The organism is Ornithinimicrobium carbonis (assembly GCF_977012275.1).
In genome coordinates this window covers 3742460-3760353 of sequence record NZ_OZ348993.1, presented here as the reverse complement: position 1 = coordinate 3760353, position 17894 = coordinate 3742460, and the positions used below count along the sequence as shown (strand labels likewise).

17 protein-coding genes and 1 riboswitch are annotated in these 17894 nt (G+C 73.7%); of the genes, 10 read left to right on the top strand and 7 right to left on the bottom strand.

Translation table 11 applies throughout. The annotated features are described in order from the left end of the window. Positions 1 to 35: 35 nt before the first annotated feature. Genes ACWHYA_RS17235 through ACWHYA_RS17225 form a run of 3 tightly spaced genes read right to left on the bottom strand, consistent with a single transcriptional unit; the run spans position 36 to position 3050 of the window. Positions 36 to 1637, bottom strand: a complete 1602-nt coding sequence (locus tag ACWHYA_RS17235) for a multicopper oxidase family protein (protein ID WP_425940196.1) — start codon at positions 1635 to 1637, stop codon at positions 36 to 38. Further along, a complete protein-coding gene (locus ACWHYA_RS17230) occupies positions 1634 to 1903 on the bottom strand; it encodes an SHOCT domain-containing protein (RefSeq protein ID WP_425940198.1) in 270 nt (89 codons plus the stop codon). Before ACWHYA_RS17230 ends, ACWHYA_RS17235 begins: the two co-directional genes overlap by 4 nt. A gap of 37 nt (positions 1904 to 1940) precedes the next feature. Next, positions 1941 to 3050, bottom strand: a complete 1110-nt coding sequence (locus tag ACWHYA_RS17225; RefSeq protein WP_425940199.1) for a permease — start codon at positions 3048 to 3050, stop codon at positions 1941 to 1943. A 63-nt stretch (positions 3051 to 3113) separates the two neighbouring features. Here ACWHYA_RS17225 and ACWHYA_RS17220 point away from each other — a divergent pair, with 63 nt between their 5' ends. The 4 genes from ACWHYA_RS17220 (at position 3114) to ACWHYA_RS17205 (ending at position 7777) form a co-directional block, all read left to right on the top strand. Then, on the top strand, positions 3114 to 3509 hold the full coding sequence (locus tag ACWHYA_RS17220; protein ID WP_425940201.1) for an ArsR/SmtB family transcription factor: 396 nt from the start codon (positions 3114 to 3116) through the stop codon (positions 3507 to 3509). A 7-nt stretch (positions 3510 to 3516) separates the two neighbouring features. After that, the gene (locus tag ACWHYA_RS17215) at positions 3517 to 4737 is read left to right on the top strand and encodes an MFS transporter (RefSeq protein WP_425940203.1); all 1221 of its coding nucleotides are present in this window, start codon (positions 3517 to 3519) and stop codon (positions 4735 to 4737) included. A 38-nt stretch (positions 4738 to 4775) separates the two neighbouring features. Further along, complete coding sequence (locus tag ACWHYA_RS17210; RefSeq protein ID WP_425940205.1) at positions 4776 to 6437, top strand: SLC13 family permease; 1662 nt, start codon at positions 4776 to 4778, stop codon at positions 6435 to 6437. Between the two features lie 224 nt (positions 6438 to 6661). Continuing rightward, complete coding sequence (locus tag ACWHYA_RS17205; protein WP_425940207.1) at positions 6662 to 7777, top strand: TerC family protein; 1116 nt, start codon at positions 6662 to 6664, stop codon at positions 7775 to 7777. A 160-nt stretch (positions 7778 to 7937) separates the two neighbouring features. On the opposite strand, the gene ACWHYA_RS17200 is transcribed toward ACWHYA_RS17205, so the two are convergent. Then, positions 7938 to 8630: a YceI family protein gene (locus tag ACWHYA_RS17200; protein ID WP_425940209.1), complete on the bottom strand. Its 693-nt coding sequence runs from the start codon at positions 8628 to 8630 to the stop codon at positions 7938 to 7940. 415 nt (positions 8631 to 9045) lie between these two features. After that, a complete protein-coding gene (locus ACWHYA_RS17195) occupies positions 9046 to 10083 on the bottom strand; it encodes an LLM class flavin-dependent oxidoreductase (RefSeq protein ID WP_425940211.1) in 1038 nt (345 codons plus the stop codon). 72 nt (positions 10084 to 10155) lie between these two features. Here ACWHYA_RS17195 and ACWHYA_RS17190 point away from each other — a divergent pair, with 72 nt between their 5' ends. From ACWHYA_RS17190 to ribH, 5 genes are all read left to right on the top strand, one after another. Continuing rightward, positions 10156 to 11499 carry an APC family permease gene (locus ACWHYA_RS17190; RefSeq protein ID WP_425940213.1) on the top strand — a complete coding sequence of 448 codons (1344 nt, stop codon included), beginning with the start codon at positions 10156 to 10158 and terminating at the stop codon, positions 11497 to 11499. 174 nt (positions 11500 to 11673) lie between these two features. Then, positions 11674 to 11800, top strand: a riboswitch (FMN riboswitch). A gap of 110 nt (positions 11801 to 11910) precedes the next feature. After that, positions 11911 to 13032 carry a bifunctional diaminohydroxyphosphoribosylaminopyrimidine deaminase/5-amino-6-(5-phosphoribosylamino)uracil reductase RibD gene (gene ribD, locus ACWHYA_RS17185; RefSeq protein WP_425940214.1) on the top strand — a complete coding sequence of 374 codons (1122 nt, stop codon included), beginning with the start codon at positions 11911 to 11913 and terminating at the stop codon, positions 13030 to 13032. Positions 13033 to 13041: 9 nt separating this feature from the next. Continuing rightward, a complete protein-coding gene (locus ACWHYA_RS17180) occupies positions 13042 to 13710 on the top strand; it encodes a riboflavin synthase (protein ID WP_425940216.1) in 669 nt (222 codons plus the stop codon). Further along, positions 13707 to 14405 carry a 3,4-dihydroxy-2-butanone-4-phosphate synthase gene (ribB, locus tag ACWHYA_RS17175; protein WP_425940217.1) on the top strand — a complete coding sequence of 233 codons (699 nt, stop codon included), beginning with the start codon at positions 13707 to 13709 and terminating at the stop codon, positions 14403 to 14405. The genes ACWHYA_RS17180 and ribB overlap by 4 nt, the downstream gene beginning before the upstream one ends. Continuing rightward, positions 14402 to 14872: a 6,7-dimethyl-8-ribityllumazine synthase gene (gene ribH, locus ACWHYA_RS17170; RefSeq protein WP_425940219.1), complete on the top strand. Its 471-nt coding sequence runs from the start codon at positions 14402 to 14404 to the stop codon at positions 14870 to 14872. The genes ribB and ribH overlap by 4 nt, the downstream gene beginning before the upstream one ends. Positions 14873 to 14901: 29 nt before the next feature. On the opposite strand, the gene ACWHYA_RS17165 is transcribed toward ribH, so the two are convergent. Beyond that, entirely contained in the window at positions 14902 to 15984 is a 1083-nt protein-coding gene (locus ACWHYA_RS17165) for an alcohol dehydrogenase catalytic domain-containing protein (protein WP_425940221.1), read from the bottom strand. Positions 15985 to 16098: 114 nt separating this feature from the next. On the opposite strand from ACWHYA_RS17165, the gene ACWHYA_RS17160 reads away from it, so the two are divergent. Next, entirely contained in the window at positions 16099 to 16272 is a 174-nt protein-coding gene (locus ACWHYA_RS17160) for a hypothetical protein (RefSeq protein ID WP_425940223.1), read from the top strand. Positions 16273 to 16360: 88 nt separating this feature from the next. Here the strand turns inward: ACWHYA_RS17160 and ACWHYA_RS17155 are convergent, their stop codons facing one another. Further along, entirely contained in the window at positions 16361 to 17833 is a 1473-nt protein-coding gene (locus ACWHYA_RS17155; protein ID WP_425940225.1) for a DUF5129 domain-containing protein, read from the bottom strand. Positions 17834 to 17894: the final 61 nt, after the last annotated feature.

Sequence of the window (17894 nt, the reverse complement as noted above, 5' to 3'; positions counted from 1 at the left end):
CCGGTGGTGGTCGGATCAGCTGTTGATCGGCAGGGTCACTCGACGAGGATCGTGCCCATCATCCCGAGGTCCTCGTGGTCGAGGATGTGGCAGTGGTACACGGTCCGCCCGCCGAAGTCGGCGAACCTGATCCGCACGGTGACGCTGCCCTCGGCGGGGACGTTCACCACGTCCAGCCACAGCGGGTCCGGGGGGCGGCGTCCGTCCACGTCCATGACCTGCATCGGCCACACGTGCAGGTGGAACGGGTGGTCCAGGGGACCGACGTTGCCGATCGTCCACTCCTCCACGGTGCCCAGCCGGACCTCCTGGTCGACGCGGTCGACGTCGAAGGACCGCCCGTCGATGGTGAAGTCCATCATCCCGCCGGGTCCGCCACCGCGACCTCCGCCGCCCGGGCCCCGGCCCCCGCCACCCATGCCCGGACCCCGCTCCTCGTCACCCATGCCCGGACCCATCATCCCGCCCATGGACATCTCCATGGTCAGCTCCCGGCGCCGGTCGACGCGGGCCTCGCGCAGGTCTGCCAGCGGTCCGTCGGGACCAGGAGCCCCACCGGCGGTGCCGCTGCCGGACCCACCGGCGCTCGACCCGCCGCCCCGCCCGACCTCCAGGCGCGCCAGGACCCGTTCGGCGTCCTCGGGGCCGGCGCCGCCGCCCATCATCCCGCCCATCATCTGGCCCCGGTCCACGGGCACGGCGACCAGCTCGGCCCCGCCCTGCGCCAGGTCGACCAGCAGGTCCATCCGGTTGCCGGGGGCCAGCACGACCTCCTCCAGGGCGACGGGCGCGGACAGGCGGCCCACGTCCCGGCCCACCACCGTGACGTCCTGGCCCACCAGGCGCAGCGACAGGTAGCGCGAGGAGCAGACGTTGACGACCCTCCAGCGCTCCCGCTCGCCGGCCCGTCCGCGCAGCAGGGGCTCGAGCTGGCCGTCCACCAGGACCAGCTCACCCTCGCGGCCCATCATCCGCTCCGGCATCGAGGGGCCCACCACGGACCCGTCGTCGGCCAGGGTGATGTCGGAGATGACCAGGATCCGCTCCCGGTCGACGGCCGGCGGGTCGTCCTCCTCCTCGGTCACGACGATGGCCCCGTAGAGCCCGGCGAACAGCTGGTCGGCCACGGTGCCGTGGTGATGGGGGTGGTACCAGTACACGCCCGGCGGGTGGTCCTCGGGCAGCCGGTACTCGTACTGGTGACTCTCCCCAGGACCGACCTCCACGAAGACGTCGTCACCCATCCCCTCGGGAGTGACGTGCAGCCCGTGCACGTGCAGGTTGGTGACGTGGTCCAGCTCGTTGTCCAGCTCGATCCGCAGCAGGTCCCCGGGCCGCAGCCGCAGCGTCGGGCCCGGCACGCCACCGTTGTAGCCCATCGTCCTGGCCGACTGGCCGGCGACCTCGTGCGTGCCGAACCGCGCCTGCAGCGTCACCTCCAGCCGACCGTCGCTGCTGGCCAGCACCTCGGGCTCCACCAGCTCGTCGGCGCCACCGCCACCGCTGACGGCACCCTTCAGGATCCCGTCACCACCGGGTCCGGACAGCTCGCGCCACAGTCCCGTCCCGCCCACGACGGAACTCACCACCCCCAGGCCACCCATGGTCAGCGCGGTGCGGCGACTGATCGGCCTCACGACCCGCCCTCCCCCCGGGCCAGCACGGCCCGACGGTGCTCGTACTCCTCCGTGGTGAGCTCTCCGGTGGCGTAGCGCTCGTCCAGGATCGCCCGCGCCCGGGACGTGGCCGGCAGCCCGGCACGGGTGACGTCCCCCCGGTCCTGCCCGCCCGGCGATCCGTGACCGGCAGGGCGGTCGGCGGCTCCACCGGCCAGCACCCTCACCAGCGTGTACGCCAGCAGGGCCAGACCCACCACGAGGAGCGCGGTCCAGAACCAGATCATGGTTCCATCATGCTCCTGACGGTCTGTCGGGCACCGGTCAGGTCAGCCACAGCGGCGCCAGCCACCCGGTGAGGCACGCGGAGACCAGCAGCGTGCCGACCACGAGCGCGACCACCCGCCAGCGGGCCACGACCAGCATCCCGGTCACCGCCCCGACGCTCGTGCCGGCGCCGGTGACGAGGAACGCCAGCGCCGGACCCACCCCCATGCCACCGTCCATCAGAGAGGCGACCAGCGGCAGGGAGCCGTCGGTGTTGAGGTAGACCGGCACGCCAAGGAGGGCGGCCAGCGGCACGGCGGTCAGCGCGTTGCCGTCGCCCAGGTGCTGCTCGAAGACCGACGACGGCACCAGCTCGATCAGCAAGTAACCCAGGGTCGCGAACGCCAGGAAGTAGACCGTCAGCCGCCGACCGTTGGCGAGCACGACGCGCGCGAACTCCCGGTGCCGGTCCCAGCGTGGGGCCGCAGCGACCTCGTCGACGCCGCAGCTCTGCGGGTCACCACCCTCGGGGAGGTATGCCGTCGCGCCCGTCGGCGCGCCTGCTGCCCCGCACCCTCCGCCGGCTGTCGCCAGCGCGGGCTCGGCCACCCGTGCGTGCTCCGCCACCCGTGCGGGCTCGGCCTCCCGCCCGTGCTCCGCCACCCGGGCGGGCTCCTGAGCCGGCAGCTCTGTGCGTACCGGCGCGGGAGCGACCCTCGCCTGGCCGGCCAGCCAGCCGTGCCGCTCCAGCACCCAGGCCGCGCCGCCGCCCAGCAGCCCCACGCCGACCGCGGCGAGGAGGAACGTCGTGGCGAAGCCCGGCCCGAAGAGCCCGACCGACCAGGCGTACTCACCGGGGCTGGTCAGCGGGGAGGACGCCAGGAACGCCACGACCGGTGCCCAGGGGACCGACGCGACCAGCGACCCCAGGACCACGGCCATGGTGCCGCACGAGCAGAAGGGGGTGAGCGCACCCAGCGCCACGGCGCCCAGCACCGCGACCGGGGTGCTGCTCCGCAGCCACCCGCCGAGGCGGTCGGTGCCGACGTAGACCTGGATCGCCGAGGCCAGCAGGACGCTGATGACCAGGTACGGCCAGGTGGCCTCGACCGTGTCGGTGACCCGCTCGAGGACCCGCAGGAGAAGATGGGAGGACGGGATGGACATCGGGAGCTCCTTTGCATAGATGTCTATCTAATGATTAGATGACTGTCTATGAAAGGTGGATCCGTGTCAACTCATTCCGCGAGCCGGCCGGACGCCGAGGACGTTCCGGACCCGGCTGCGCGGCTGCGGGACCTCTGCTGCTCCCCGGTCCTCGCCGGAGAGCTCGACGGCCCGGACGCCGAGCTGCTCGCCCGGACCCTGCGGACGCTGGGCGACCCGGTGCGGCTGCGCATCCTCGGCCGGATCCGCACCAGCGCCGGCGCCCGCACCACCACCAAGGACCTCGCCGACCACCTGGGCCTGAGCCAACCGACCGTCTCCCACCACCTGGGGGTCCTGCACGACACGGGCTTCCTCACCCGCACCCGGGACGGCCGACAGACCTGGTACGTCATCGAGCCGACCGCCTTCGAGTCCCTCCAGCAGCTCCTCGACCCCGCCCCGGCCGCGACCGGGTAGGTCCTCGGTGATCCGACCCCACCCCCCGACGCCCGGGCACCCCGGGCACGCCCGCGGCAGCACGGCATACCGACGTCTGCTCGCCGCCCTCGTCCTGGCGGGGGTGGCCACCTTCGCCCAGCTCTACTCGCCCCAGGGCGTGCTGCCCCAGATCGCCACCGACCTGGGCACCACCGCCGACCGGGCCGCGCTCGCCGTCTCCGCCGCCACGCTGGGGCTGGCGCTCGCGGTCGTGCCGTGGTCCTTCGTGGGGGACCGGTACGGCCGCCTGCGCGCCATGGTCGCCGCGGTCGTCGGCGCGACGGTCCTCGGCCTGGCGTCCGCGTGGGCGCCGACCTTCGAGCTGGTCCTGCTCATGCGGCTGCTGGAGGGGGCGTTCCTGGGTGGCGTGCCGGCGCTGGCGATGGCCTACCTCAACGACGAGGTCGACGCGCGGTCGGCAGCGGTCGCCGCCGGCTGGTTCGTCGGCGGGACGACGGTCGGCGGTCTGATCGGCCGCCTCGTGGCCACCCCCGTCGCGGACCTGACGTCCTGGCGGATGGGGATGACGACCGTGTCGGCGATGGCGGCGGTCGCCGCGGTCGGGTTCGTGCTGCTGGCGCCGCGCGAGCGTCGGTTCGTCCGCGTCCGCGGCGAGACGTTCCTCGACCGCACCCGGCGGGTGCTGACGAACTTGCAGGACCGGGCCCTGCTGGGCCTGTACCTGGTCGCCTTCCTGCTCATGGGCGGGTTCGTCGCCGTCTACAACTACCTGGCGTTCCGGCTGGTGGCCGCGCCCTACCTGCTGCCGGCGTGGGCGGTCGGGCTCGTCTTCCTGGCCTACCTGGCGGGCACGGTCTCGGCACCGCGGGCGGGGGCGCTCGCGGCGCGCCACGGGAGGTATGCCGTGCTCGTCGCCTCCGTGCTCGTCATGCTCGCCGGCCTGCTGGTCACTTTGGGCGGTCCGTTGTGGCTGGTGCTGCTGGGCCTGCTGGTGATGACGGCCGGGTTCTTCGGGGCGCACTCGGTGGCCTCGGGGTGGGCGGGTGCGCGGGCGGTGACGGCGCGGGCGCAGTCGACCGGGCTCTACAACCTCTCCTACTACGGCGGCTCCAGCCTCCTCGGGTGGGCCGGCGGGCTGGCCTTCGAGGCCCGGGGCTGGACGGGGGTGGTCGGCTTCGTCGCCGTGTCCGTCGTCCTGTCCCTGGTGGTTCTCCGGTTGCTGGTGGGGCGTCCGGCGGTAGCGTGAGCACGACCGGTCCGCGACGAGGGGGAGAGGATCCCACCATGAGCCACCAGCCACCGCCGGTTCCCGGCGACCATCTGCGCAGGTTCGACCCCGATCCGGAGCGCGGCGCCGAGATCGAGCAGCAGTCCCCGGGCGAGCGGGACCCCGGGCTGGAGCCCCGGGCCAACAAGGTCCGCTGGGGCGGGTTGGCGGCCGGACTGGTCGCCGCCGTCATCATCTACCTGCTCATGGGCGACGTCGCCCACCCCGCCAAGCTCACCGCGGCGGTCGCCGTGCTCATGGGCATCTGGTGGATGACCGAGGCGCTGCCCATCCCGGCGACCGCGCTCGTGCCCCTGGTGGTGTTCCCGGTCCTGGGGGAGGCCAGCGTCAACGACGTCGGCGCGTCCTACGGCAACAACATCATCTTCCTGTTCATGGGCGGCTTCATGCTGGCGCTGGCCATGCAGCGCTGGAACCTGCACCGGCGCATCGCCCTGGTCACGGTGCGGGCGATGGGGACCAACCCGGCGATGGTGGTGGCCGGGTTCATGATCGCCACGGGCTTCCTGTCGATGTGGGTCTCCAACACGGCCACGGCCGTGATGATGCTGCCGATCGGCGTCTCGGTGCTCATGCTCGTGACGACGCTCGGCGAGAAGGTCGGTGCTCCGGCGGTCGCCGGCGAGGGAGCCGAGCGGGGCGCGGGCACGGACGTCCCCGTCGACGCCGACGGCGAGCCCGACCTGCAGTCGAAGGCGGTCAAGGACGCCGTCATCGAGTCCAACTTCGGCACCGCGCTCATGCTCGGCATCGCCTACGCCGCCTCGATCGGCTCCCTCGGCACGATCATCGGCACCCCGCCCAACACGCTGATGGTGGGCTACCTCGCCGAGAACCACGACATCACCATCGGCTTCGGCCAGTGGATGCTGGTCGGGGTCCCGCTCGCGGTGATCTTCCTGGTGATCTGCTGGTTCCTGCTGACCAAGGTGCTCTTCAAGCCCGAGATCGACGAGATCCCCGGCGGGCGAAAGCTGATGGACGAGGAGGTCGCCAAGCTCGGTGGCATGTCCCAGGGAGAGATCCGGGTGCTGGGCCTGTTCATTCTCGCCGCGCTCGCCTGGGTGACCGTCCCGCTCATCTGGGACGAGCCCCCGATCAGCGACGCCGGCATCGCGATGGCCGTGGCGCTGCTGCTCTTCCTGCTGCCCGCGGGCGCCGCCCGCGGTGTCCGGCTCCTCGACTGGGAGAGCGCGGTCCAGCTGCCCTGGGGCGTGCTGCTCCTCTTCGGCGGCGGCCTGGCGCTCTCGGCGCAGTTCGGCGACTCCGGCCTGACCGAGTGGATCGGCACCCAGGCCGAGGGTCTCGGCGGGCTGCCGGTCGTGCTGCTCGTGGTCGTCTTCGCCGCCGGGATCATCTTCCTGACCGAGCTCACGAGCAACACCGCGACCGCGGCGACCTTCCTGCCGGTCGCCGGCGGCGTCGCCCTGGGCATCGGCGTCGACCCGATGCTGCTCGTCATCCCGGTCGCGCTCGCCGCGACCTGCGCGTTCATGCTGCCGGTGGCCACCCCACCCAACGCGATCGCGTTCGGCTCCGGCTACGTGACGATTCCGCAGATGATGAAGGGCGGCCTGTGGCTCAACCTCATCGGCATCGTCCTGGTGACGATCACGGTGATGACCCTGGCGGTCTGGGTCTTTTCGATCGTCTACTGACGGGGGCCGTCCCGATGGTTCGCTGACGGGTTGGCGCCCGGCTGTCCGCAGGTGCGCGATGTGCTCCAGGTCGCGCATGCCCTACCATCGTCGTCAGCGAGGGGAGTACTTCCCAGCGCCGTTCCGGTCACTACGACGCGCACGCGTCTCGGACGGCGGCCCGTGGCCCGGGTGAAGGAGACCTCGATCCGATCGTCCTGATCTGACCGAGAGGCCCCCGCCCCATGCTCTTCATCGCTGCTGCCGACGCCCCGTCGGCCATCTCCACCGTCGCCACGCCCGGTCTGTGGGCCGTGACCGTGACGGCCGTCCTGGCGCTGCTCGCGCTGGACTTCGCCCTGACGCGCAAGCCGCACGAGGTCTCGATGCGGGAGGCGGTGGGCTGGAGCGTCTTCTACATCGCGCTGCCGCTGGCGTTCGGTGCCTACGTCTGGACCCGCTTCGGCTCCACCACCGGGCTGGAGTACCTCACCGGCTACCTGGTCGAGAAGTCGTTGTCCGTGGACAACCTGTTCGTCTTCATGCTCCTGCTGGCAGCTTTCGCCGTGCCCAAGGAGCTGCAGCAGCGGGTCCTGCTCTTCGGTATTGCCGCGGCCCTGGTGCTGCGGGCGATCTTCATCGCCCTCGGCGCGGCCGTGCTGGCCAACTTCACCTGGGCGTTCCTGCTGTTCGGGGCCATCCTGCTGGCGACCGCCGTCAAGGTGCTCCGCGACCAGCTCAGAGGTGGCAACCACGACCTGGACGTCTCCTCGATGCGCTCGGTGCGCCTGCTTCGGCGGTTCGTCCCCGTCACCGAGGACTACCGCGGCACCCGGCTGGTCGTCCGCGAGGGCGGGCGTCGCGCGCTCACGCCGCTGGCGGTGGTGGTGGTGGCCATCTTCGCCACCGACATCGTCTTCGCGGTGGACTCGGTGCCGGCCGTCTACGGCATCACCGGCGACCCGTTCCTCGTCTTCGCGACCAACGCGTTCGCGCTCCTGGGCCTGCGCGCCCTGTACTTCGTGCTCCAGGGCGCCCTCAGCAAGCTCGTCCACCTGGGCTACGGCCTGGCGGCCATCCTCGGCTTCATCGGCGTCAAGCTCGTCCTGCACTGGGCGCACGGCATCTGGCCCGGCGTGCCCGAGGTGCCGACCCTGGCCTCGCTGCTCGTCATCGTCGGGGTCCTCGCGCTCGTCACCGCCACGAGCCTCTACGCCACCCGGCGCGGCGGAGATCCCGAGCGGTCGGCACACCTGGCGCACCTGGGCACCGCGACGGCCGAGGAGCACCAGGACGTGCCGACGGGGGAGGACCTCCGCTCCCAGGCCACCGGGCCCCGCCGCCCGCCGACGCGCTCATGAGGACCGGGACACGACGAACGCTCATGACGACCGGCACACGACGAACGCTCATGACGACCGGGACATGACGAACGGGTGGGGCTCCACAGAGCCCCACCCGTTTCGTGGCCGGCGATCCGGCGAGCCTGGCCGCGCGCGGGGGGCGCGGCCGGTCGTTCCGTCAGACGGACTTGATCGCGGAGATGTCGAGGACGAGCTTGATCTTCTCGCTGACCAGGACGCCACCGGTCTCCAGGGCGGCGTTCCACACCAGGCCCCAGTCCTTGCGGTTGATGCTGGTCTCACCCTCGAAGCCGGCGCGCAGGTTGCCGAAGGGGTCCTGGGCCAGGCCGGTGGAGGTGAGCTCGATCGACAGGGGACGGGTGACGTCCTTGATCGTCAGCTCACCGTCGAGGCGGAAGGTCTCCTCGTCGACGCGCTCGACGGAGGTCGTGGTGTAGCGCACCTCGGGGTAGGTCTCGACGTCGAAGAAGTCGGCCGACCGCAGGTGGGCGTCGCGGTCCTCGGAGCCGGTGTTGATGCTCGCGGCCTTCATGACCACGGTGGCGTGGGAGCCGGACAGGTCGGTGGTGTCGACCACGCCGCTGCCCTGGAACTCGTCGAAGGTGCCGCGCACGTTGGTCACCATCGCGTGCCGGGCGACGAAGCCCAGGCTGCTGTGGCTCGGGTCGAGCGTCCAGGTGCCGTCGAGCTGGGCGGCGGCCGGCGTCTCGCTCGCCGGGGCGGCCGGGACGGAGGACTCGGTGGCCGGCGCCGAGGAGGTCACGGCGGGGGCCGTGGTCGTGGACGGAGACGAGGACGACGACGTCGAGGCGGCGGTGTCGGACTTCTTGAACCAGTCGAACAGACCCATGGGGGAGCTCCTTGAAGATCGGGTGGTGCGGGGATTCGCCTCAACGGTAGCGGGATATTATGTGACAAGTCAACTATCGTCGACCTCCTACCGCCACGCACCCGCCCACGTCCGCCGCCTGCTGCCCCGTTTGGGCCGCACGCTGCACTGTCCCCGGGCGCTCGCCGAACCCTGTCTGCGGGAAGCCAGCAGCGGGAAGCGAGCCGAACGAGTGCACGGGTTGTTCGGCCGGAATCCTGGGCTCGCCCTGGATCCTTCGGAACAACTCGTGCGCTCGTGCGACCACGAGGCTGCGGGACCCGTGGATCCCGCTGCGCCGAGGGGGTCAGCCATGCTGCGGGCCCGGGATCCCGCGGTACCGGGGGGGGGAGGGGGGGCAGCCACGCTGCGGGGCAGGTGGATCACGCTGCCCGGCTCAGACCAGGCGCGCCGCCAGATCACCCACCGTGCGCTCACGGTGCACGTCCCGGTCCAGCTGCTCGGCGGCATACGCGCCCGCCACCGGCTGGACCATGACCTCGTCCACGCCGAACTGCCCGGCGAGCTCCCGCACCTGGTCGGCCACCTCGTCGGCGGTGCCGAGCAGCCAGGGGTCGGTGACGGCGTCGAAGGCCGGCTGCGGGATCGGCAGCGGCTCCTCGAGCGCCTCGTCCACCGTCAGCAGCGGCCGCATCCGCAGCGGGCCCGGCGCCTGCAGGCTGGCCATCATCAGGTGGAACGGCAGCGCCAGCCGCTCGGCCTCCTCGCGGGAGTCGGCGACCACGGCGTTGACGGTGAGGAAGGTCCGCGGCTCGCCGGGGCCGGCGAAGCCGGACCGGTAGAGCTCCAGCGCCGCGGCCGTCCCGCGCCCGGCGAAGTGGTGGGCGAAGACGTAGGGCAGCCCGAGCTCGGCCGCCAGCCGCGCCGAGTAGTCGGAGGAGCCCAGCAGCCACACCGGCGGGGCCGTGCGGGCCAGCGGCGTCGCGCGGATCGCGTGCTGGCGCTGCCCGATCTGCACGGCGGCGCCCTCGGGGTCCATGAACGCCATCACCTGCTGGACGTACTCCGGGAACCGCTGCACCGCATCGGCGTCCGACTGCCCCGCGCGCAGGGCCCAGCTGGTCACGGGGTCGGTCCCGGGGGCCCGCCCGATCCCGAGGTCGATCCGACCGGGGTATGCCGCCTCCAGCAGCGCGAACTGCTCCGCCACCGCCAGCGGGGCGTGGTTGGGCAGCATCACCCCGCCGGAGCCGACCCGCATCCGCTCCGTCGCCGCAGCCAGCATCCCGACCGCCACCGGTGGGCTGGTCGAGGCCACCGACATCGTGTTGTGGTGCTCGGCCAGCCAGTAGCGGGTCACCCCGCCGCGGTCGGCCACGACGGCGAGCGAACGGGCCGCGTCGAGGGCCTGAGCGGTGGACTGCCCGGAGCGGACGGGCAGCAGGTCGAGCACGGACAGGGCGGTGGGTGACATGTCCACAGTCTAGGAGCGTGCCAGGATGGAGCCGTGCGCCCGGGCCCACGTCACCCCCCCCAGGAGCAGCCGGTGAGCACCCGACCGACGCTGGCCCGACGGCTGGGCACGAGGGACGCGGTCGTCATCGGCCTGGGCTCCATGATCGGCGCGGGGGTGTTCGCCGCCTTCGCCCCCGCTGCCCAGGCGGCCGGTGCCGGACTGCTCGTGGGGCTGGCCCTCGCCGCGCTCGTCGCCTACGCCAACGCCACCTCCTCGGCCCAGCTCGCCGCCCAGTACCCGACGTCCGGCGGCACCTACGTCTACGGCCGCGAACGGCTCGGCGACTGGTGGGGCTTCGCCGCCGGGTGGGGCTTCGTCATCGGCAAGACCGCCAGCTGCGCCGCGATGGCGCTGACCTTCGCGGCGTATGCCGCGCCGCCGGGCTGGGAGCGACCCGTCGCCGCGGCGGCGGTGGTGGCGCTGGCGGCGGTCAACTACCACGGCGTGACCCGGACCGCCGGCCTGACCCGGATCATCGTCACGGTCGTGCTGACGGCGCTCGGCGTGGTGGTGCTCGCCGGGCTGGTCGGGGGCGACCCGGACTGGACCAGGGTCCTGCCGACCGGCACAGCCCCCGGGGTGGGGGCCGGGTCGGACGGTGGCGGCGCGACCGGGGTGGGCGGCGCGACCGGGGTGGACGGGGCGACCGGCCTGGGTGCGGGGGGCGGCCTGTCCTGGTACGGGATCCTCCAGTCGGCCGGCCTGCTCTTCTTCGCCTTCGCCGGCTACGCCCGCATCGCCACGATGGGGGAGGAGGTGCGCGACCCCGCCCGGACGATCCCCCGGGCCATCCAGCTCGCCCTGGGCGGGGCGGTGCTCGTCTACGCCGCGGTCGCTGTCACCCTCCTCGCGGTCCTGGGCGCGGAGGGGACGGCGGGTTCGGCCGCCCCGTTGGCGGACGTCGTCGCCGCGAGCACCTGGGACCGGGCCGGGGTCGTGGTGCGCATCGGCGGGGCCGCCGCCTCGCTCGGCGCGCTGCTGGCGCTCATCGCCGGCATCGGCCGGACCACGCTGGCGATGGCCCGGCAGGACGACCTGCCCCGGTGGCTGTCCGCCGTGCACCCGCGTCACCACGTGCCCCACCGCGCGGAGGTCGCGCTGGCCGTCGTCGTCGTCCTGCTGGTCCTGACCGTCGACCTGCGCGGGGCGATCGGCTTCTCCTCCTTCGGTGTCCTGCTCTACTACCTGGTCGCCAACGTCTCCGCGTGGACCCAGGACGGGGAGCACCGCCGCTTCCCGCGGGTCCTGCAGGCCGTGGGTGCCCTGGGCTGCGTCGTCCTCGTGCTGACCCTGCCGGTCATGGCGGTGCTGGTGGGGACCGCGGTCCTTGGCAGCGGTCTCCTCGTGCGGGCGGTCCGGCTGCGGGTCGCCTGAACAGGGTCGCCCGCCCCCTCCTCGTCCTGCTGCCTCCCGACCACCCGTCCTCCTGCCACCCGTGCTGCTGCCCCGTCCTCCTGCCACCCGTGCTGCTGCCCTCGTCCTCCCGCCACCCGTCCTCCGTCCTACTGCGACCTTTCCCCGTCCTGATACCGTGGAGGGGTAGAGCACACGCGCTCCGGGGTCGGTGAAAGTCCGAGCCGGCGGTGACAGTCCGCGAACCGGCCGCAGCCAGCGGTCGGCTGACCTGGTGAAACTCCAGGACCGACGGTGAGAGTCCGGATGGGAGGCAGCGCGCGGTGGACCACGTGTCGGCGTGGGCGGTCGCTCCTCGACCGCCCCCCGGCCCCCGGTCCTCTGCCGTCGTCCCCCTCGTCCCGGACCTGACCGACGACGGAGGACACCCGGATGAGCACCGACACCGACTGGCTGGACCACGCCGTCGCGGTGGCCCTCCACGGTCCCGCCCACGACCCCAACCCCCGGGTCGGCTGCGTGCTGGTCGCCCCCGGCGGGACGCTCGTGGGTCAAGGTCACCACCGCGGAGCAGGGACGCCGCACGCCGAGGTCGAGGCGCTCGCCGACGCGGGGGAGCGCGCGCGGGGCGCCACGGCATACGTCACCCTCGAGCCCTGCGCCCACCACGGGCGCACGGGTCCCTGCACGGGCGCGCTGCTCCGGGCCGGCGTCACCCGGGTCGTGTATGCCGTGCCCGATCCCACCCCGCGGGCCGCCGGGGGTGCGGAGGTGCTGCGGGACAGCGGGATCGAGGTCACCCACCAGGAGCACCCGGCGTCCGGGGCGCTGGTCGCGGACTGGACCGCGGCCGCCCGGGCCGGTCGACCCGTCGTGGTGTGGAAGATGGCCACCACCCTCGACGGACGGGTCGCCGCCGCCGACGGTTCCAGCCGTTGGATCACCTCCGCCGAGGCCCGGGCCGACGCCCACCTGCTGCGCGCCACGGTCGGCGCCGTGGTCGTGGGCACCGGCACCGCCCTGCGGGACGACCCCAGCCTGACCGCGCGCACGCCCCAGGGCGAGCTGCTGCCCGACCAGCCCCTGCGGGTGGTCGTGGGTCGGCGGGACGTACCCGCCGGGGCGAGGCTGCGCTCGGGTGCCGGCGAGCTCCTCCACCTGCGCACCCACGACCCGCACGAGGTGCTGGCCGAGCTGTCCCGACGCGGCGTCCACCGGGTGCTGCTGGAGGGCGGGCCCGCCCTGGCGGCCGCCTTCTGGCGGGCCGGATGCGTCGACGAGGTGCTCGTCTACCTGGCGCCCGCGCTGCTGGGGGCCGGACCGCCCGGAGTGGGGGACCTGGGCATCGGCTCGATCGAGGACGCCGCCCGCCTCGAGCTGCGCGACGTGGCCCGCGTGGGCCCCGACCTGCGGCTCTCCCTCGTCCCGGTCTCCGCCCGCCCCGACCGTCCCGCCGGCCCCGCGCCGGGGCACGCCGACCCCGCGCCGCTCGGCACCGACCCCGCCCCGACCCACGCCACCGACCGGACGCTCACCCCGTCCTCCACCTCCTGAAGGAGCGCCATGTTCACCGGCATCGTCGAGGAGCTGGGCCGCCTGGCCCGCCGTACCGACGCACAGGACAGCAGCCGCGTCGAGGTCCACGGACCGACCGTGGTCCCCGACCTGGCGCACGGCGACTCCGTCGCCGTCAACGGCGTCTGCCTGACCGTGACCGAGGTCCTGGACGACGGATTCGCGGCCGACGTCATGGCCGAGACCCTGGCGCGCAGCACGCTGGGCCGGCTGACGGAGGGTGACCCGGTCAACCTCGAGCGGGCGGTCCGGGTCGACGCCCGCCTCGGCGGCCACATCGTGCAGGGTCACGTCGACGGGACCACCCGGGTGCTCTCGCGCACTCCGGGGGACCGGTGGGAGGTGGTCCGGTTCGCGCTTCCGCCGGAGCTCGCCCGGTATGTCGTGCACAAGGGCTCGGTCTGCCTCGACGGGGTGTCCCTCACCGTGTCCGCGCTCGACGAGGAGGCCTTCGAGGTCAGCCTCATCCCGACCACGCTGGAGCTGACGACGCTGGGCGCCCGTCAGCCCGGGGACGAGGTCAACGTCGAGGTGGACGTGCTCGCCAAGTACGTCGAGCGGCTGCTCGCCCCGGACACTGCGGCGGGTCGTTCCTCGGCGGGAACGGACCGTGCGGACGCGGCGACGGACAGCGTGGACGTCGAGGTGCCGTCATGAGCAGCCAGGTCGTCGTGCCCGGGCTGTCGTCGGTCGACCAGGGCCTGGCTGCCCTGCGGGCGGGGCTTCCGGTGCTGGTGCTCGACGACGTCGACCGGGAGAACGAGGGGGACGTCGTCCTGGCCGCGCAGACGATCACGCCCCGGTGGACGGGCTGGACGATCCGCCACTCCTCGGGCTACCTGTGCGCGCCGATGCCCGCCGACTGGGCGGACCGGCTGGGCCTGCCGCCGATGGTGGAGCAGAACGAGGACGCGCTGCGTACGGCGTACGCCATCACGGTGGACGTCGCCGAGGGAGTCACCACGGGGATCAGCGCCACCGACCGGTGCCGCACCGTGGCCGCCCTCGGGGACCCCTCCACGGTCGCCACGGACCTGCGCCGACCTGGCCACGTCGTGCCGCTGCGGGCCCGACCGGGCGGGGTGCTCGCGCGGCGTGGCCACACGGAGGCTGCGGTCGACCTGTGCGTCCTGGCCGGGCTGACGCCGGTGGCGGCGATCGCCGAGCTCGTCGACGACGAGGGGGAGATGCTGCGCACGACCCAGGTGCTGGCCCTGGGGGCCGAGCACGACCTGCCGGTGCTGACCATCGAGCAGCTCGTCGCCCACCGCCGAGAGCTGGACCGCACGCCCCCACCGGGGGCGGAGGACGAGCCCCACCCCACCCCCGAGCACACGAGGAGCAGGACATGAGCGGCAGCGGAGCCCCCACCGTGGAGGCCGACGGCCGGGGGATGCGGGTGGCCGTGGTCGCCGCGTCCTGGCACACCGTGGTCATGGACGGGCTGCTGGACGGCACCCGGCGGGCCCTGGCCGAGGCCGGGGTCACCGACGTCGACGAGGTGCGCGTGCCCGGCAGCTTCGAGCTGCCCGTCGCGGCGGCCCGGCTCGCCCGGTCCGGACGGTACGACGCGCTCGTGGCCCTCGGCGTCGTCATCCGGGGCGGGACGCCGCACTTCGACTACGTCTGCTCCGCCGCCACCGACGGCCTGACCTCGGTCTCCGTCGCCACCGGGATCCCGGTGGGCTTCGGACTGCTCACCTGCGACGACGAGCAGCAGGCGCTCGACCGGGCCGGCCTGCCCGGCTCGCAGGAGGACAAGGGTCACGAGGCCGCCGGCGCTGCGATCGCCACGGCCGCGGTCCTGCGCGACCGGTAGGAGCGGCCCACCCCTGGAGACGAACCTCGTCACGGCCGGACGATCGTCACCCCGGGTGTCGTCCGTCCGCTCATCGCGGCCAGCGCAGCCGGTGCCTCCTCCAGCGTGATCGTCCGCCCCAGGAACGTCTCCGGCTCCAGCCGCCCGGCCACCACGTCGGCCAGCATCCGCGGGTAGTCGGCCGCTGCCATCCCGTGGCTGCCCAGCACCTGCAGCTCCCGGGCGACCACCAGGTGCATCGGGACGCTCGCCCGGTCCGCGACGACCACCGGCGGCATCAGTCCCAGCTGCAGGTGGCGACCCCGCACGCGCAGCACCGAGGTCGCGGCGCGGGCCGTCGCGACGCTGCCGAGGGCGTCCACCGCCACGTCCACCCCACCCGGGACGAGGTCACGCACCCGGGCGACGGCGCGCTCCATACCCGGATCGGTGGCGACGTCCACCTGCACGGTCTCCTCCGCGCCGACCGCCCGAGCCAGCTCCAGCGCATCCGGGCTGACGTCCACCGCCACCACGTGCGCGCGCCGCGACCGGGCCACCATGACCGCCGCCAGCCCGACCCCGCCGCAGCCGAGGACGGCCACGTGCTCGCCCTCGGTCACCCGGGCGACGTCGACGACGCCGCGGTAGGCGGTGGCGAAGCGGCATCCCAGGCTCGCCGCCACGTCGGCCCCGATCTCGTCGGGCAGGTGGACGACGTTGTGGTCGGCCCACGGCACGGCGACGAGCTCGGCGAAGGAGCCCGGCCCGCTGAAGCCGGGCTGCCACTGGGAGGGACACACCTGGGAGGCGCCGGCACGGCATACCTCGCAGGTGCCGCACCCGCAGACGAAGGGGACCACGACGCGGTCGCCGACGGCCACCGACCGCACGTCCGCCCCGACCTCGTGCACGACTCCGGCGAACTCGTGCCCCGGCACGTGCGGCAGGTCGGTGATGTCGTCGTCGTGGCCCTGCCAGGCGTGCCAGTCCGAGCGGCAGACCCCCGTCGCCTCGACCCGGACGACGACGCCGTCCGGCCGGGGGCGCGGGACCTCGACCTCGGTGACGTAGGGCGGCTCGCCGAACGCGTCGAAGCGCACGGCCCGCATGGTGGGGTGGTCCTGGGACACGGGGCTCCTCGGGGTGGTGGTCAGCAGCCCCATTGTGCCGATCCCGGCGCACGCGGCCGGGGCGCCTCCGGACGGAGGGCGACGCGGTGGGACGCCAGGGACTAGGTTGCCTGCATGCGCATCCAGCTCTCGCACCTGGTGATCCTGCTGGTGTACCTCCTGCCGCTGGTCCTCGTCTACCTGCTGGTCCGCCTCGGCGTGCGTCACGGCCTGCGCGACGCCGGGATCGGGCGCGCCCCAGGGCGGCCGCAGGACGGTCGGCGGCAGGACCAGGACCTCCCGGGCTGACGTCCAGGGGTGTACGTCCCGGGACACGGGCCGGCCGAGGCCCGGGCGGACTGCCGGCACCTGCGAACCGTGACGAGCTGCCCGCCCCTCAGAAGCGGGACGAGCTGCCGGCCCCGCTGAAGCTGCCCCCGCTGTAGCCGGACGAGGCCCCTCCCGTGGCGGCCGAGCGGGACTGCTCGACCTCGCCCTTCCCGGCCGACCAGCCGGACAGGAACGAGTGGGTCCCGAACCACGACCAGGTCGGGTAGGCCGTCGCCAGGATCGTCGGCTCGGGACGGCGCCGGCCACGCTCGGTCCGCCACGCCTCGTCCAGGGTCTTTCGCTCGTCCTCGTCCTCCCCGAAGGTCCGTGCCACGGCCCCGGCCAGGTCGTCGAGCCGCTCGCTCAGCGCGTCGCGGGTCGCCCGCAGGTGGTCCAGGGCGTCGTCGGGCGAGACCCGTCGGTGCTCGAGCTCCCCGCGGAGCCGGTCCAGCCCGGCGAGCTCGTCGGAGGCGAAGGTGCGCAACCGGTCCGCCTCGGGCAGGCCGCGCACCTCCTCGGGCAGCTCGGTGCCCAGGAGGTCCTCGACGCCCTCGAGGTCCGTCCGGACGGGGGCGACCTGACGGTGCCAGGCGTCCACCCACGCGCGGTCCCGGTTGAGGAAGGCGGCGGTGTCGGCGATCACGTCGTCCAGCTGGTCCAGGGACGTCGCCCTCTCCTCGTAGGCTGCGAGACGTTCGACGGCCTCCGGTGTGTCGTAGTGCTTCTCGGGTATGCCGCGGGCCGAGTTGCCCAGCTCCGTGAGCTCACGCACGCCGCGGCTGTAGTCGTCGTAGCGCCGCAGCATCAGACCGCCGTAGCGGGAGTCCTCCGGGATGAGCCGCGCGTGCAGCTCGGTCACCTCCTGGTCCCGTACGACGTTGGCCATCGCCGTGTCGCCGGCCGCCCGGCTGCGACGGCTCTTCCTGGCACGGTGCACGCCGACACCGAGCCAGGTGCCGGCCCCCGCGAGCGTCGCCAACGAGGCGACCCCGGCGACGGCCGCACCGCCGGCGGTCCGGATGAACGGGGCGTTCATCCGCCCAGCGGCCTCCTCGACGCCGACCACGGCCCCGTCGGTCCACCGCCCCGACCCCAGGTCCTCCTTGGTGGCGTCCTGGATCGCCAGCTGGGCGTCGTCGCCGACCGCCCGGTCGTCGCCGAAGTAGGTCCCGACGAGCCGCCCCTCGGGGTCGACCGCCCAGATGTAGAGCCCGTCGGCCCACCGCTGCTCGTCCTCGCTGAGCCAGTCCGTACGGTTCTCCCGGGCGTGCTCCAGGACGGCGTCGTTGAGGGCGAGGTCGTCGGTGAGCGCCTCCTCGCCGCCGCGGTGCGTGAACACCGCCACCGTGGTCGGCTCGTGGAAGCGCACGTCCGCCACCCCGGCCGCGAGGTCCGGCTCGGAGATGATCCCGGCGGTGTCCTCCAGCTGGATCTCGCTCGCCCGGTGCTGGGGAGCCTCGGCGAGGAACCATCCCACGCTCGCCCCCACCACCCCGAGCGTCGCCACGCCCCCGACGAGCACCCGCTGACGGATCGACATACCCCGAGCTCCTCTCCGCGGTCGACGCTCGCCCGCAGTCGTGGTCGGACGGCACCGCGCC

What these genes read in the sequence shown, in the direction of transcription:
- ACWHYA_RS17230 (WP_425940198.1), bottom strand. Translation starts at nt 1,903, where the DNA reads ATGATCTGGTTCTGGACCGCGCTCCTCGTGGTGGGTCTGGCCCTGCTG.
- ACWHYA_RS17225 (WP_425940199.1), bottom strand. Translation starts at nt 3,050, where the DNA reads ATGTCCATCCCGTCCTCCCATCTTCTCCTGCGGGTCCTCGAGCGGGTC.
- ACWHYA_RS17210 (WP_425940205.1), top strand. Translation starts at nt 4,776, where the DNA reads ATGAGCCACCAGCCACCGCCGGTTCCCGGCGACCATCTGCGCAGGTTC.
- ACWHYA_RS17205 (WP_425940207.1), top strand. Translation starts at nt 6,662, where the DNA reads ATGCTCTTCATCGCTGCTGCCGACGCCCCGTCGGCCATCTCCACCGTC.
- ACWHYA_RS17200 (WP_425940209.1), bottom strand. Translation starts at nt 8,630, where the DNA reads ATGGGTCTGTTCGACTGGTTCAAGAAGTCCGACACCGCCGCCTCGACG.
- ACWHYA_RS17195 (WP_425940211.1), bottom strand. Translation starts at nt 10,083, where the DNA reads ATGTCACCCACCGCCCTGTCCGTGCTCGACCTGCTGCCCGTCCGCTCC.
- ribD (WP_425940214.1), top strand. Translation starts at nt 11,911, where the DNA reads ATGAGCACCGACACCGACTGGCTGGACCACGCCGTCGCGGTGGCCCTC.
- ACWHYA_RS17180 (WP_425940216.1), top strand. Translation starts at nt 13,042, where the DNA reads ATGTTCACCGGCATCGTCGAGGAGCTGGGCCGCCTGGCCCGCCGTACC.
- ribB (WP_425940217.1), top strand. Translation starts at nt 13,707, where the DNA reads ATGAGCAGCCAGGTCGTCGTGCCCGGGCTGTCGTCGGTCGACCAGGGC.
- ribH (WP_425940219.1), top strand. Translation starts at nt 14,402, where the DNA reads ATGAGCGGCAGCGGAGCCCCCACCGTGGAGGCCGACGGCCGGGGGATG.
- ACWHYA_RS17160 (WP_425940223.1), top strand. Translation starts at nt 16,099, where the DNA reads ATGCGCATCCAGCTCTCGCACCTGGTGATCCTGCTGGTGTACCTCCTG.
- ACWHYA_RS17155 (WP_425940225.1), bottom strand. Translation starts at nt 17,833, where the DNA reads ATGTCGATCCGTCAGCGGGTGCTCGTCGGGGGCGTGGCGACGCTCGGG.